The 14,292-nt window shown below is 54.6% G+C and carries 13 protein-coding genes, 1 tRNA gene and 4 pseudogenes; 8 read left to right on the top strand and 10 right to left on the bottom strand.

What is annotated here, in order from left to right:
• Nucleotides 1-328 (bottom strand): annotated as a pseudogene (locus FIV35_RS26420) (transposase); the annotation flags it as partial.
• A 64-nt stretch (nt 329-392) separates the two neighbouring features.
• On the opposite strand from FIV35_RS26420, the gene FIV35_RS26425 reads away from it, so the two are divergent.
• On the top strand, nt 393-851 hold the full coding sequence (locus tag FIV35_RS26425; RefSeq protein ID WP_052198955.1) for a TraX family protein: 459 nt from the start codon (nt 393-395) through the stop codon (nt 849-851).
• Between the two features lie 344 nt (nt 852-1,195).
• Here the strand turns inward: FIV35_RS26425 and FIV35_RS26430 are convergent, their stop codons facing one another.
• Genes FIV35_RS26430 through FIV35_RS26440 form a run of 3 tightly spaced genes read right to left on the bottom strand, consistent with a single transcriptional unit; the run spans nt 1,196 to nt 4,273 of the window.
• The gene (locus FIV35_RS26430) at nt 1,196-2,509 is read right to left on the bottom strand and encodes a three-Cys-motif partner protein TcmP (protein ID WP_017246426.1); all 1,314 of its coding nucleotides are present in this window, start codon (nt 2,507-2,509) and stop codon (nt 1,196-1,198) included.
• Between the two features lie 19 nt (nt 2,510-2,528).
• Nucleotides 2,529-3,272 (bottom strand): phage Gp37/Gp68 family protein, encoded by a 744-nt coding sequence (locus tag FIV35_RS26435; RefSeq protein WP_011077900.1) that lies wholly within the window; start codon nt 3,270-3,272, stop codon nt 2,529-2,531.
• 29 nt (nt 3,273-3,301) lie between these two features.
• Nucleotides 3,302-4,273, bottom strand: coding sequence for a site-specific integrase (locus FIV35_RS26440; RefSeq protein ID WP_034138165.1), 972 nt, complete (start codon nt 4,271-4,273; stop codon nt 3,302-3,304).
• Between the two features lie 180 nt (nt 4,274-4,453).
• Here FIV35_RS26440 and FIV35_RS26445 point away from each other — a divergent pair, with 180 nt between their 5' ends.
• Nucleotides 4,454-5,455, top strand: coding sequence for a DNA-binding protein (locus FIV35_RS26445; RefSeq protein ID WP_034138166.1), 1,002 nt, complete (start codon nt 4,454-4,456; stop codon nt 5,453-5,455).
• 37 nt (nt 5,456-5,492) lie between these two features.
• On the opposite strand, the gene FIV35_RS26450 is transcribed toward FIV35_RS26445, so the two are convergent.
• Complete coding sequence (locus FIV35_RS26450; protein WP_169880574.1) at nt 5,493-5,954, bottom strand: antitoxin Xre/MbcA/ParS toxin-binding domain-containing protein; 462 nt, start codon at nt 5,952-5,954, stop codon at nt 5,493-5,495.
• An 822-nt stretch (nt 5,955-6,776) separates the two neighbouring features.
• Here FIV35_RS26450 and FIV35_RS30405 point away from each other — a divergent pair.
• Both FIV35_RS30405 and FIV35_RS26455 read left to right on the top strand, forming a co-directional pair.
• A pseudogene (locus FIV35_RS30405) lies at nt 6,777-6,933 on the top strand (siphovirus Gp157 family protein); the annotation flags it as partial.
• A gap of 16 nt (nt 6,934-6,949) precedes the next feature.
• Nucleotides 6,950-7,117, top strand: coding sequence for a hypothetical protein (locus FIV35_RS26455; RefSeq protein ID WP_231980947.1), 168 nt, complete (start codon nt 6,950-6,952; stop codon nt 7,115-7,117).
• Between the two features lie 103 nt (nt 7,118-7,220).
• On the opposite strand, the gene FIV35_RS26460 is transcribed toward FIV35_RS26455, so the two are convergent.
• Nucleotides 7,221-8,288 (bottom strand): alkene reductase, encoded by a 1,068-nt coding sequence (locus FIV35_RS26460; RefSeq protein ID WP_052198956.1) that lies wholly within the window; start codon nt 8,286-8,288, stop codon nt 7,221-7,223.
• A 366-nt stretch (nt 8,289-8,654) separates the two neighbouring features.
• Entirely contained in the window at nt 8,655-9,062 is a 408-nt protein-coding gene (locus FIV35_RS26465) for a winged helix-turn-helix transcriptional regulator (RefSeq protein WP_034138168.1), read from the bottom strand.
• A 498-nt stretch (nt 9,063-9,560) separates the two neighbouring features.
• Between FIV35_RS26465 and FIV35_RS26475 the strand changes: the two are divergent.
• Nucleotides 9,561-9,728 (top strand): annotated as a pseudogene (locus tag FIV35_RS26475) (IS5/IS1182 family transposase); the annotation flags it as partial.
• A 5-nt stretch (nt 9,729-9,733) separates the two neighbouring features.
• On the opposite strand, the gene FIV35_RS26480 reads toward FIV35_RS26475, so the two are convergent.
• Nucleotides 9,734-10,198, bottom strand: coding sequence for a DUF3429 domain-containing protein (locus FIV35_RS26480; RefSeq protein ID WP_034138169.1), 465 nt, complete (start codon nt 10,196-10,198; stop codon nt 9,734-9,736).
• A 310-nt stretch (nt 10,199-10,508) separates the two neighbouring features.
• On the opposite strand from FIV35_RS26480, the gene FIV35_RS26485 reads away from it, so the two are divergent.
• Both FIV35_RS26485 and FIV35_RS26490 read left to right on the top strand, forming a co-directional pair.
• On the top strand, nt 10,509-10,973 hold the full coding sequence (locus FIV35_RS26485; protein WP_080761432.1) for a thiol-disulfide oxidoreductase DCC family protein: 465 nt from the start codon (nt 10,509-10,511) through the stop codon (nt 10,971-10,973).
• Between the two features lie 154 nt (nt 10,974-11,127).
• Nucleotides 11,128-11,438, top strand: a pseudogene (locus tag FIV35_RS26490) (GTP cyclohydrolase I); the annotation flags it as partial.
• A 75-nt stretch (nt 11,439-11,513) separates the two neighbouring features.
• Here the strand turns inward: FIV35_RS26490 and FIV35_RS26495 are convergent.
• Nucleotides 11,514-11,957, bottom strand: a complete 444-nt coding sequence (locus FIV35_RS26495; RefSeq protein WP_034138171.1) for an HhH-GDP family DNA glycosylase — start codon at nt 11,955-11,957, stop codon at nt 11,514-11,516.
• A gap of 474 nt (nt 11,958-12,431) precedes the next feature.
• On the opposite strand from FIV35_RS26495, the gene FIV35_RS26500 reads away from it, so the two are divergent.
• Nucleotides 12,432-13,661, top strand: a complete 1,230-nt coding sequence (locus FIV35_RS26500) for a zinc-dependent alcohol dehydrogenase (protein WP_034138172.1) — start codon at nt 12,432-12,434, stop codon at nt 13,659-13,661.
• A 315-nt stretch (nt 13,662-13,976) separates the two neighbouring features.
• On the opposite strand, the gene FIV35_RS26505 is transcribed toward FIV35_RS26500, so the two are convergent.
• A tRNA-Leu gene (locus FIV35_RS26505) sits at nt 13,977-14,063 on the bottom strand.
• Between the last annotated feature and the right edge of the window lie 229 nt (nt 14,064-14,292).

The raw sequence follows: 14,292 nt of genomic DNA on the forward strand, positions 1-14,292 counted from the left end.
AGCCGTCGAATCGCGTAATGACCCGCTTGCTGCTTAATAAAGGCGTACTTCAGCCGCACTCCTTGGCAAAGTACGCGGCGGCCTTTTTTAAGATGTCTCGCTCCTCCGTCACCCGTTTCAGCTCGGCCCGTAGACGACGAACCTCAGCGCTCTGATCATCCTCCTCAACGCGCTGTTCCTGGGGCTTGGTGTAGCGCTTAACCCAGGCATAGAGGCTGTGCACGGACACACCCAATCGTGCAGCCACCTCCGAGACAGGAAGCTTCTTTTCGGTCACTTGTTTGACCGCCTGGATTTTGAATTCTTCGGGATATCGCTGGTTGCTCATGGCACCTCCTAATGGGCCTCATTTTAAGGCTTGGAGGTGTCTACGAAACTAGGGGCGATTCAAGTTGTTCAGCGAGTGTAATGCACGCTATCTCGGCTGGCTGCTGGCCTTCTCCCTGCTCTCCGAGTTGCCTTACCGTCTGCTCTCGCCGGAGAGCGCGACGCTCAACGTGATGCCGATCTTGTCGCTCGGCCTGCTGCTGGCCTGGGGCATTCATCATGCCGATCGCAACAGTCTGTTCCTGGCTGCCACTGCGCTGGTCGTCGCCCTGTTGCTGCATCGACAGCTGATGTATGGGGTGATCGGCGTGACGTTGCCTGCCGCCTGTGTTCTCGGGCTAAAGGGCGTACGCTGGTGGTTATTGCCTGCAGCCCTGGCTATGTTCGCCATAGCTGGAGCAGCCGTACTGCTGGGGGTGGCCCTGTTGCGTCAACCCATGTCCTGCACAGTCTGGCCCGTTGGCCGCTGGGGTTACTGGTTCTATCTAGGGCATTTAGCCGCGATTTACCTCATGAAACTCTAGGCATTGAGCAGCACGAAACCAGTCCGCTGTTGATCTTTCTCTGCCTGTCGTCAGTACAACAGGCGCTGGTTCCGATCCCATTTGCAGATCGAACCGCTATCGGAACGAATTTTCGTCAGAGAGGGGTCTACAATTCGTGCCAAAAATCAGATTCTATAATCGCTCTATAATCGCTCTATAATCGCTCTATAATCGCTCTATAATCGCTCTATAATCGCTCTATAATCGCTCTATATTCACTTTATAATCGTCTATAAAGTGCATTCTAGAGCGATCCGGCAGCCTACAGGGACCGGCAGAACCATAAATCGTGATCTGCTTTCGCGCGGACTCGTTGAGTGCAATCAGCTTTCGGGCTTGGCCTTCTTAACAGGCGGCAGAAAAAACATTGGCCTTTGTGGAGGGGCAATCAGTGTGTCAGTGGACTTGATGCTTGTGCCTTTGCGACGCTTCGTTTTTCCATCTTTGTCGACCGCAAGCACATCACCTGTAGCGATCGCCATATCCAGGGCCTGCTTTACACGTAGCTCGTCCGCCATTGTGTAATTCGTCAGCCCGGTCATTAGTCCGCGGAACGGCTGCCGCTCACGGTCATAAATTTGCCTGGGGAGGAGCTCTGATAGCTCGCCACGGATACGGTCGTCCGTAGCATCGTCAAAGTGGTGTTCATCCAACAGAAGATCAGGCTGCCCAGTTACGGCGATATCGCGATTGGCGTCGTAACCGAAAAAACTGGACGGTGACAGCATATGGGAAAAATTATTGCCGTACTTCCAGTGGATCTTCTTCATCACATCATTAGCACGGTAGTTGTTTGCCAGATGGATAAACCAATAGGCCATCGGGTTGTTGCCGGCTGGGCGGATGAAAAAAACCGTCATGTACTCCGCGCCACTTTCTTGCTTGATGCCCTCTGACAGAAAGCGCTGGATGATGTATTGCCAGTTTCGAGGCTGATGAGCCTTCAAATCCTTCAGCGTGCTCCATGGCACATGGTGATCTAGGCCAATATTGGAAATGGCTTTGCGATTGGCTTGTCGGTCAGCAAGGTACGTCACCAGGAAGTCGACGTTGAAAGTGAGCAGAACCTCGGCACTGCTCAGGTTCTGGAAGATCCATTTGATTCTGGGGAAAGGAACGTCGCCGTATCCGTACTGATCCAGCAGGAAGAGCACACGCTCACCTTTACCGAACTGTTTCAGCTTTTGCGCGATGATTGGCAGGGCCTGAGTGAATTCGGCGGTATGCAGGTGTACATCTTGACCCACTCGAGGAGCATGACCTCGAGTGGCCAGCACAGAATGCAGGCAAGCAATGTTCTCAGGCTTCACATCCACGAAGTGGTGCTGCGAGCGTATGGTGCGGGGCTTGATGCGATCCTGGTTATTACGCACCTCTGATTCTTGAATGGCTTCCAGTGCGATCACTGGAGAACCGAAATGGGTGCCGCCAGCACCGTCATGGTAAATGCCGCCACCGCTGAAGCCATCAACGATGGACAGGCCCAGCTCCGGCATCAGTTGGTTCCGCATCAGTACATCGATGTAGGCCTGGATGTACTCATCAATAATCTGGTGTTTGATCTTGCTGTGCGGATCAATGGTCGGGAATGTCTGAGTTAACCAGTCCCAACGATACTTCTCGTCATCCTTGGCCATCGCTATTCCTTATTTTGTGTCAGGCGAGGTTGAGCAGCGGAATTTCATCCCAGGTCTGGCCGTTCAACAGCCGCCCGTTGGCCTTTTTCGAGCGTTTTACACCATCGGCACCCCAGCCACCCCATTGCTTGAAGAAAAAGGCTGAGCCGAAGGCATCGCACTGCTTATGGATACTGTCGACCCACTCTTGCTTCATTGGTCGAGCCTTGGGGCCAGACTCACCACCAACAATCACCCAATGGATATCGGTCAAGTCCAACTCGCCCAAGTCCTCCAGTAGTGGCTCAACAGAGAGGAAACGAATCGTGGCGTCTATACGGCGCAGGCAGTCGATCCTGGGCACTCCATATTCGCGATCCTCGACCGACACACCCAGCCACGCATTCGCAGGCGGAGTCCGAGTACTGAAATATGTGGCCAAGCGTTCGGCGCGCTTGGTGAGTATCTGAAATGTGTGCTGAGACGCCTTCCGAATTACCTCGAAAACCTGATCGATGTAATCGTCTGGTACGTGTTCGTGGAACAGGTCGGACATCGAGTTTACGAAGTAGATGGTCGGCTTCTTACGCTGTAGTGGTTCTTGAAGCTTCTCCGGTCGCAGGCTCAGACGAAATCCATTTTCATAGCCGGATGTGCCCATAGCCTGTAGCCGGTGCGCCATGTTCTCGGCATAGCAATGCTTGCAGCCTGGAGATACCTTGGTGCAGCCCACCACCGGGTTCCAGGTCATTTCCGTCCATTCGATGCTGGTCTGCGTACTCATTGCACCTTTACTCCTGTCGTGCGTCGATGTTAGTGAGAAGCTGCCAGCAGAGTCAAAGTGCCAGCATTCAGTTCAAGGGCGGGCTTTGCCGCCAGGCCGCCAAAGGAGATGGCGGGATCGATATAGCGCATGGCTGACTTGATGTCCTTCCAACCCACGTAGGTCATCAGTGCCTTGAGATCCCAACCATTGGCCGTGGCCCAAGTGGCGAAGCCGCGGCGCAGCGAATGGCTGGTATAGAGCTCGGCCGGGATACCTGCGCGTTGCAATATCTGGCGTAGCAAGCTGATCAGGCTACCGGGGTGCAGCGCTCTGTCGTTCAGGTGCCCCCAGCGATCCAGGCGGCGGAACACGGCCCCTCGTGCTATGCCGGCGACACTGATCCAGTCGAGATAAGCCTGTACCGGGCAGAGGCGTTTCAGGGCTGGAGCGTAATGGGTCGTGCCAAGGTTCTCCCGATCACCCTTGCTCTGCGGCAAGAACAAAGCCATACCGGCGCCGACCTCGACTTGGACATGCTCAACCTGCAGGCGGCAGAGCTCGTCGCTGCGGAATCCCCGCCAGAAGCCGATCAGCAATAACGCCATGTCGCGCCGGCTTCGCAGCAGGCTTGCCAAATCGCCCGACTGCTGAGCGCGTTCGGCCTCTTGACTCAGCCACTGAACCGCCTTTTCTAAGTGCTGCAACTGCAGTGGGGCTGCCTGCTTAGCCTGCGCCGGATGCAGGGTGCGGATGCCCTTGAGTACCTGGCGCACCGTAGGTGTTTTGGTCGGATCAGGAAAACCCTGGCTGATGTGCCACTGGGCCAGGGCGGCCAGACGATGTTTCATCGTACTGAGGCTCAAGGTGTCGGCGTAGTCCACCAGGTAGCGCACGATGCTGTCGCCGGTCGCCGGCAGGAAGCCGCCCCAGGTCACCTCGAAGTGTTCGACGGCCGACTGGTAGCTGCGGCGGGTGTTTTCCCGCGTGCCGGCTTGCAGATAGCGCTCGACGTTCTTCATCGCCTGGGTTTGCCCTTTGTGTACTGGGAAACGACCGCGAAGCAGTCATTTTTGCCCATCTAATTGAATAAGCCTCGGTTATTTTATCTTAATTTACATCTCAAATCCCGCTTTACTTCAGAACAAATTAGTATGTAAATACGTGGTATGTAATATAATACGAAATCGTAGGAGCAGACCATGGCCCGCGGCGGCATCAATAAGGCGCTGGTTCGGAAAGCCCGCCAGGCCATCCTGGCGCGAGGAGAGAACCCCAGCATCGATGCGATACGGGTCGAACTGGGAAACACTGGCTCGAAAACCACCATTCATCGCTACCTGAAAGAACTCGAAGACGCTGACTCCGATCAGAGCGCTGTCGTACTGCCGCTCAGCGAGCAGTTGGCCAACCTGGTAGGCCAGTTGGCGGATCAGCTCAGGGAGGAAGCGAAGGCCGAGGTGGCGCACGAGCGCGAGCAACTGGCTCGGGAACGACTTGATTACCAGAATCAGGTTCAGCAGGCAGAAAGCCGTATCCAGCAGTTAGAAGGTCAGTGTATTGAGCTCACGGAGCAGCTCCAGACTGCCCAGCAAGCGCTACAGCAGGAACGACAGATGCGCCAGCAGGCTGAGGTTGGGAATGCCCGCCTACAGCAAGCCAACCAAGACCAAGAAACGCGCCTGCGGGATCGCGACGAGCAGATCCTCTCGTTGGAAGATAAGCATCAACATGCTCGTGATGCCCTGGAGCATTATCGCCAGGCCAGCAAGGAACAGCGTGAGCAGGAGCAGCGTCGGCACGAGTCGCAGATGCAGCAACTGCAAGTGGAACTACGGCAATTGCAGCAGACCCTGATCGTCAAACAGGACGAGTTGACCCAACTGAACCGCGACAATGCGCGCCTGCTCACAGAGGCGCGGCAGCTGCAAAAAGAGCTGTATGCGCAGCAACAGCTACTGGCGCAGAAGATCCAGGCCTTGGAAACCGCTCAGCGCACGTTAACCGGAGCTGAACGCGCGAATGAGGCCCTGGAACGGCGCTGCAGCACATTGCAGGAGGAGGTGTCTCGGTTGGGCGAGACCTCCGCGACCCAGACGCAGCAAGCGCAGATCCTGCAGGAGCGCTTGGCCGAAGCCATCACGCACCTGAAACTGCTCGGGCATACGCCGCTCACTACCAGCGGTAATGAAACAGGTACATGACCCAGCGTTTCTAGCGCGAAGCCGCCATCGGCAGGGATCAAACTGGCAGTCCATATTCAATCGCACGAATAGCTTGCCGCACAGCGCGCTTACCAAATTCGGTTACCAGCAGCTCGACCGGCGCCTCATTGGACAGCACCACATTCGGCGTCGTTAGCCAGCGGAGCGTACCTCCTAGATCCCCCTCGTGCAGCTCCAATAGAGCATCGAGGGTCTCAATAAGACGACAGAACACCTCACCAGCCTGTATAGACATTACGGCACTGCCGTGGGACACAGTGATCCACTCCGCGATCTGCGCTGGCGATCGCTCCAGCTCGCTTGCCAAATCAGAAACCAACGAAGCCGGCAGTCCCGCCAGCACAGCGACGTGCAGATAGTAGTGGCCTTTCGGCAAACCCAGTTTTTCGTGGAGCATGCCCATATCCGCCTCCAGAATAATTGGCCTTTTGATAATGCCATCTAGGCCGCGAGTGTTCGCATGATGGTCTTGAGCCATTCACACCGCTGCTTCGAGACAAACCAAATGAGCACCCTAGCTGAAGGGGCTCAGCAGGGCGAGGCTGCATTAGCCGTGGCGCTTTTACCGGTGCTATCCTTGACGTCTGCCCAAGAGCTTCCTCTCCCGGGTATAGATACCGGTGATGAAACTTGGTTTGAGGCGGTCTCGTTGAGGCCGCCTTTGTCGCTTTTGGGAGAGGCCTCAGTGCTAAGCAGCCCGCAGCTTTGTGTACGCGTCGAAGCGTAAAGCCTCGGCCAAAGCTGTTCGCAGGCCCTCTAACTCGGCATTTTCTCCAATTTTATGGACTCGCGCTGGCCACAGACTGGGGGAATTATCTGCAATTATCTCGGCATAGATAATTGATCAATATCTAGCCGCCACAGGCAAGTTGCGCATCGTTTTTAACGTTCTTCCGCGAGTGCAACCAAGCGGGTGAATCATCCTTTTTTCTGGATGGCTGAAGCGGCCTTTACTTGAGCAGCGCCTCTCAAATTTACTCCTTTAAATACAGCAAGTTACAGAACGAATGTCCTAATTTTTGCCTTATCTCGGCATGACCCCATCAACGTTGAAGAAAATTTGAATTAGCCAGTTGTCCGTCAGGTCAAGAATTATGAACGCAGTAAATCTGGCGAGGTAACAGCAATGACTATCCAAGCAGAGACGCTCGTACAACTGACCGAAGCACTCCGTGAGCGCGGGCTGAAATTGGTATCTGATGTCCACTTCATCCGTGCCCCGTATCGGAAAAATCACCGCTGGATCTGCTCAGTGGAGTAACGATCCATTTTGCTGACGGCCTGGCTCGTTAGCTGGCCGTTGGCCGAACTCAAGCGCATCGAGTCAAACAGCGTTTCTTGGATCAGCGACTTACATGCGCCACAACATGGAAGCCGCCAATATCAAGTCGTTCAAGCGTCCGCTCTTCACCACCACACTGGCCATGGGCGGCGAACGGGTGATCGTGGACCACGAAGATCACAACCGGGCTGGTGAACGCCAATACCACCGGTATGCTGCTGAAGTCGTGTTGGTCCGGCACGCTAGCGGTCGAGAAGATAACGACGCACCGATTCGACTTCGACCAGATCGAGAAAGCCTACGATGTCTTCAAGCATGCGGCCGCTGAGAAGGCGATGAAGATCATCCTCGACTATTGATCCTGGCGGCTGTGCGCCGTGCCCAGAAGGCACGGCGAGTGATGGAGCGAACCGGTTAAGTTCAAGACCTGAACTTAACGTTACACGCTCCGATTGGGGTTGCTCACGCCATCAGCGGATAGTCTGTGTAACCTTCTTCTGCACCGCTGTAGTACTTAGAAGCATCCGCTGTCGCCAATGGCGCGTCTTGGCGCAAGCGTTCAGGCAGGTCAGGATTACTGATGAATAGCGTGCCAAATGAGACTGCATCAGCCAGCCCACTTTCCAGCAGCTGCTCCGCAGACTTGCGGTCGTAGCCAACATTCAACACGAAAATCCCTGAGAATCGCTCGCGGGCCCCCGGCGCTAAAGGTTTAACACCTTCCGGCAGGGTCGACGGTTCCATGAAATGCAGAATACCAACGTGTTTCTTTTCCAGCGCTTGCACCGCGTACATGTAGGTCTGCTCGAGATTGGAGTCGCCCATGTCGTTGTACGGAATGCGCGGCGACAGCCTGACCGAGACACGTTCCGGCCCGAAGATCTTTATCGCGGCATCAGTGGCTTCCAGCAGGAACCTTGCCCGCTTCTCAACGGTGCCGCCATACTCGTCGGTTCGTTTGTTTGATCCATCTTCGAGAAACTGCGCCGGCAGGTAACCATTTGCACCGTGTACCTCAACGCCGTCAAAACCCGCATCCTTTGCAGCCTGCGCAGCCTTTTCATAATCTGCGATGGTGGCTTTGATTTCATCAAGGGTCATTTCGCGTGGGGTCACAGAAGGCTTGATGCCTTCCGGCGTGAAGGCTTGGCTATTGAACGGGACGGCCGATGGCGCCACCGGCAGTTCTCCACCATGGAAGTCCGGGTGAGATGCCCTCCCCGTATGCCAAAGTTGCGCAAAAATCAAACCGCCCGCCTCATGAACTGCCCGAGTTACCTTCTTCCACCCTGCAATTTGCTCGGGAGTATAGATTCCTGGGGTATTCGTCCAACCGACCGCCTGGGCGCTGATCTGGGTGCCTTCCGTGAAAATCAGTCCTGCTGATGCACGCTGCGCGTAATACGTTGCGGTCAGTTCGTTGGCGACCTGATCCTTAGATCGACCTCTGGTCATTGGCGCCATAAAAACTCGATTCTTGAAGTTAAGCGCTTTATTGCTCAGGGGGGTCAACAGCTTCAGGTTTTCCATATGCTCTCCATCCAGTGCGTTTATTGATGTCCAGCGCGCGCTTGATGTTTAGTTGGCGCGGATTCACCCATAAGGTGCTTCCTGTCGTATGAACAATTGGCGGACTGCAGCTCGCCGGCAAGCGCAACGAAACAGAGTGAAGGCTCGGCGCGCATGCCTCGACAGGGAGGACTATGAAGATGGTATATGGAATAAACCTGGTGTCTATTAGGCACCTTTTGTCGCCCTAGTAGGTTTGAGGAAACCTACTGCCTGAGAACATTCAGTGGCGCTGGGGGTTGAACCATCGATAGATGGTCTTGCGCATATGAGTCGCGGTAGCACTTCGAACATAGAATGGCCGATCCACGACAGTGGACGCCGCGCTCATGACATCGAGTCAAGCAGCCTTCCGTCCGGGCTCCCCGCGCCGCTGGCGGCGTCGAACGATCGCCGGGCCGCATCGACCTCGGGCAGCTTGGCGACAGTCCACTCGTGCAGTGCCCGAAAAGGCGCTTGCAGCGTGCGACCCAACGGGGTGATCTGATACTGCACCGCAACCGGCGAGAGCGAAATGACCTCTCGCGAGACCAAGCCGTTGCGTTCCAGCTTGCGCAGGCATTGGGTAAGCGCTTTCTGGGTCACGCCTTGCAACCGGCGACGAATCGCGTTGAAGCGTTGCGGACCGTCATCAAGCACCGCCAGCACCATCATCGACCACTTATCAGCAATCTGATCGAACAAGGCCCGGCTAGGACAGTCGGACGAAAAGCAGAGCGGTTCGATTTCAAGCATGGCGGTTTCCTTACAGGTATTCAGACGATCTAGGCGCTTATGAATACTAAGTTTACAAGGCATACCACCAATGTCTAATGAGCTTGCGTGCTGCGCACGGGGCCGTCCAAATTCATCACCCGCATGCTCTGGGCGCCAAGGCAAAGATTCTGCTGCAGCCTCCGCGCCTCGAACCTCGTATCTCCACCATGACAGCGAAGAGCGCGCAGCTTGACGATCAGCTTGAACCAGGCGGAATGCCGTCCTTGTTGAAGTCCTTCAAGCGTTCACGCTCTTGCTCGGTGGAATGCGCCGGGGTTTCCTGCTCGGGCTCTTTCTTCTTTTCGTCAGTCATCGCTATGTCCTCGGGTGGTAGCTGTTTTCGGCACCTGGCGGAATCAGCAGTTCAAATCAATTTACTCCAACGCCGGACATGGCACGGCAGGGAATGCCGTATGACTAATGAAACCCTGATGGGCCGACCAATAGTGAGGTCTTGGAGCGGCTTTTAGCCGCTGCACGCAGCACCATTTGATCGTTGCTCATGAGGTGACCAATATCGGTTCCGACCGCGATCAGCTCAGCTCAATAACTAAGCAGGCACGCGAGGCCATGGCATCGGTTACTTTGTCGGTGGTGGCTGACCGAGGCTATTTTAAAGGTGAGGAAATCCTGGCCGGGCACGAGAGGCTTCATGAAGGAAGCGCCTCAACGAGCGCCGCAAGCAGCAAGCAGACGCTCGCCACAAGGGTAAGCCGTAATCGCATCGGCATGTACCAAGCGGGCAAGCTTATAACCCGCAACAGCTTCCTGTCCTGCCGAAGGTGGACGACTAAGCCTATGACCAACAGCAAGCAGCCCAAGGGCATTGGCAGTAACGTGGCGATCCAAGCGATAAGAGCAGGTATAACACTCCAGATGAACCGGTCGCTGCGCTGCTTGGCACTCATATCTCGCATGGTCATGGCGAAGCCCCAGTGCAAGGCTCCGACGAAGCTCAGGATGACTGCGCCATAGTTGACAAGTGCAATCGCAAACAGCGTCCGATAGTCGAGAGAGAACGGAATCAGCAGTGCCAGAACAATAAACGGCAACAGACCGCCATAACCCAGCAGGGTGACGTGCTTTGGCGCAGGGGTTGAAGGGAACCCATTCATTTGTATTCCTTGCAGTGAGCGACACTCAAGACTGTAGGCCCAAAAAAGCTCTGTCTGAGCGAAATATTGATGGCGAGGTGGGTTACATGACTGCAGCCCTGACCTGTTTCAAACTTAGTGAATCTGTTACGCAAGCGTGTACGCCTTCGCATAGCTTGCCGCCACCAAACTGGATATCGAGATCGAAAGCACGGGGCGATTTGCTCACGAAAGCAAACATGACCGTCCATAGCAGAACGGAAAATAGCGCCCATTGTCAGCCTGTTGCTTTCAGCATATCTTGTACAAGAATTATACAAGAGTGTCGACGATGTACAGGGAAATGAATTGGCCACTGACGCTGTACTTTGACGGTGAATGCCCTCTATGTGCGCGCGAAATCAAGCTCCTGCGCGGGCATGCCGTAAAGGATCATCTGCTTTTCGTGGACATCAGCAACAGTGAATTCGACGCAAATGCACTCGGGTTCACGTTCGAGCAGATGCAGTCCTCGCTGCACGCCCGCTTCGCTGATGGACGCTGGATAACCGGCCTGGATGCCACCCTGTGGAGCTGGCGAGCCGCCGGCTTGGGCTTTTGGGCAACGCCACTGACTTGGAATGTACTCCGCCCGCTGCTTGAATTCGGCTATCGCCTTTTTTGCCGTATACGCCCCCATTTGGCGTGGTTACCTCACCCAGATAGCGGCAGCCGCTGTGTCGATAACCGTTGCGCAGTGCCGGCGTCAAAACCCGCATCAGACGAGCAGTCCACTCTGAAAAATAAGCAGACCTAGACAGCTTCGCCTTGTCATGTCGCAGACGCATAAGCTGGGTCATAGCTGATCCGGCGAAGCCTGTGTCATCTGCGTCAGATAGTGCGCAGTAGATACTCTCCTACCGCCAAGGATTGCCGATCCATAAAGCGCAGCGTCGCTGCTGGGATTCAAGATGAACCCATCATCAGTCGAACATTATCGTGAAATTCTCCTCGGCGTAGGTGAGAACCCAGAGCGTGAAGGACTGCTGGATACCCCCACAGCGCGAAGCCAAAGCGATGCAGTACGTGTGCAATGGCTACACAATGAGTCTGGAGGAATTGATCAATGGCGCATTGTTCGAATCGCAAAATGAAGAAATGGTCATCGTGCGCGACATCGAACAGTGTTCATTGTGTGGGCATCACATGCAGCCCCTTCATCGGCAAGGCTCATGGAGCGTACATCCCCACTCGAGGGGTACTGGGCCTGTCGAAGATAGCCTGAGTGGTAGATGGCGTGCGAGTTATCATTGACTTCACCTCGCTGCAAGCAATCGGAAGGCAGTGTGAAAGAGAGCTAGGTGGAAGATTCGAAGAGCACCGCAGCCGCTTCCCTCAGAAAAATTTCAATAGTTTTTGGCCCTATCCCTTCGAATTCAGACAAGCGTTTTTCGAACGCGCGACGATCAGCGCTCGCCGCAACAATGTTGCTGACCTTGCCGTCGTATTCAGTATTCACTTTGTTCGCTAATGCGAGTAACCGCGACGACGTAGTCTCGTCGTAACGCACGTAGTGAGCCTCTCCAAGCATCGTGACCAACTGGCGGTGAGTGCAGCTCGCCAGTTTGTGCGGCGTATCCCGATGGTGTTTCTCGACGATCACCTGGTACGCGTTAGCCGCAATCTGCCCCTGGATTCTTTTGCCCATCAGGAAACTGGCAAGCAGCCATTTGAACAACCCGGCTTCGTTCGCACCTTGAAGGTCGATTTGTAAGTCATGTGCGCTGATGATTTTGCTCACTGGTTCACCCTTAAAGCAACGATCTCTATCTAGACCAGGCGCTATCGCGAATGAGCAGCCAGGAGACGATCGGCACCGGTTGCTCTCGCCTTACCCTCACTTATGAAAAGAAAACCTAATCCGCTAACGCCGTGCGCTTAAGCGATTCGTTCGGTTTGATTCGAGCAATCGTGTAACAGAACGACTAGGGTGACTGGCTGGAACGCCATGCGGGATGCTCAGTCGCGATCAGAACAGAGGATAGACACTCAGCGATGTGGCGCTCCCCATTGTTGGCAGGCATGACAACGCCGATCCTCCGACTACCTAAGTTCTGGACTTCAGCAGTCGACCCTCTTGCGCTCCATTAGGTTTAAAAAAATTACGCGCGTGCTTCATACGCAACCGCTAGTCATCTGCGCCTTCATCAATCTGAACTTACTTTCTTTGATTCACCTCTCCCACTTACCATCCAGCTGAAGCAGGTATGAAGTCATGAGAGCACTCACCTATCATGGCGCGCACAGCGTCAAAGTCGACACGGTTCCTGATCCGATTATCGAGGAAAGTGATGACATCATTCTTCGAGTTACCGCGACGGCGATATGCGGTTCTGACCTCCATCTCTATCGAGGAAAGATTCCGACTGTCGAGCATGGCGATATCTTTGGCCATGAGTTTATGGGGATCGTTGAGGACACAGGCTCAGCGGTGACCGCAGTGCAACCCGGCGACCGTGTGGTAATTCCTTTTGTAATCGCCTGCGGCAGCTGTTTCTTCTGCGCAATGGATCTGTTTGCGGCCTGCGAGACAACAAATACGGGGCGCGGGGCGATCATAAATAAAAAGGCAATACCACCAGGAGCCGCGCTGTTCGGTTTCAGTCATATGTATGGTGGTGTTCCTGGCGGGCAAGCCGAATACGTGCGCGTTCCGAAAGCCAACACCGGCCCATTCAAAGTACCGGGGACGCTGTCGGATGAAAAGGTTCTTTTCCTATCAGACATCCTTCCAACCGCTTATCAGGCTGTAACTAACGCAGGGATTGGTAACGGTTCAAGCATCGCCATTTATGGTGCAGGCCCGGTCGGATTGTTGAGCGCGGCGTGTGCAAGAATGCTCGGTGCCGACCAAATTTTTATGGTCGATCACCATCCTTACCGTTTGGCATACGCGCAGAAAACATACGGTGTAATTCCGATCAACTTCGATGAAGACGACGATCCTGCAGATACGATCATTCGGCAAACCAAAGGGATGCGGGGAGTTGACGGGGTCGTGGATGCTGTTGGATTTGAAGCGAAGGGTAGTACAACGGAAACCGTTCTCGCGACGCTCAAGCTTGAAGGTAGCAGCGGCAAAGCCCTACGCCAGTGTATAGCGGCAGTAAGACGGGGGGGCGTTGTGAGCGTTCCTGGAGTCTATTCAGGTTTCATTCATGGATTTCTTTTCGGAGACGCCTTTGACAAAGGCCTGACCTTCAAAATGGGGCAGACTCATGTCCATCGGTTCCTACCTGAACTCCTGGATCACATTGAGACAGGCCGTCTCTCACCTGAAGTTATCATCAGCCATCGCATGTCACTGGAACAGGCGGCCGAAGGATATAAAATCTTTGATAAGAAAGAAGAGGACTGCAGAAAAGTCATTTTGACACCTGGCGATAGCCACATCGCTTTGCCGGAATCCGACGGAAGCTCCAGCGTGTTGACTGCCTCGATATAATAATCGGAGAGGACAAGATGGTTCGGTCTTTCACCGAAAATCGTAGTCCTCTTCTCAGATCCCGCTGTGGGCTCTACGCTAAAGCCCCACTGAAATTTGAGTTGCTGGGAGAGAAGCTTGGCGGCATTGGGAATTTGGTCAAGACGCAAATTCCCGGCAAACAGCAGCAGTGGTTTCTGATCAACCATCGGGATGAGTTCGCGCGGTGCCATCTGCGAGCATCCAACCGACAGAATGCAAAAACTAAAAAACCCGCCAGAAGGCAGGTTTTTCAAGGCTTCCACGGAACTCGAAAGCTCTCAGTGGAATGTAAGATGGTGCCCGAAGCCGGAATCGAACCGGCACGCCCTTACGAGCGGGGGATTTTAAGTCCCATGCGTCTACCAGTTTCGCCATTCGGGCGGTAGCGCGGTGCAGCAGGGTTCGGAATATATAGACCCGAGCGCGTCGATGCAAGGTCGAGTGGCGGCTTTATGAAACAAAGCCCGGATAAAAAAACCTGACAGATCAGTGATCTACACCCTGCCCCAGGCACGTCTACAGCGGTTACTCAATCTACGTTTGCGTTGTTCTTGATATAAATCAAGCAGGCCCTGGCGATTCACTCACACATTATGAGCAGCAGTCGCGC

The organism is Pseudomonas rhodesiae (assembly GCF_007858255.1).
GTDB classification, from domain to species: domain Bacteria; phylum Pseudomonadota; class Gammaproteobacteria; order Pseudomonadales; family Pseudomonadaceae; genus Aquipseudomonas; species Aquipseudomonas rhodesiae.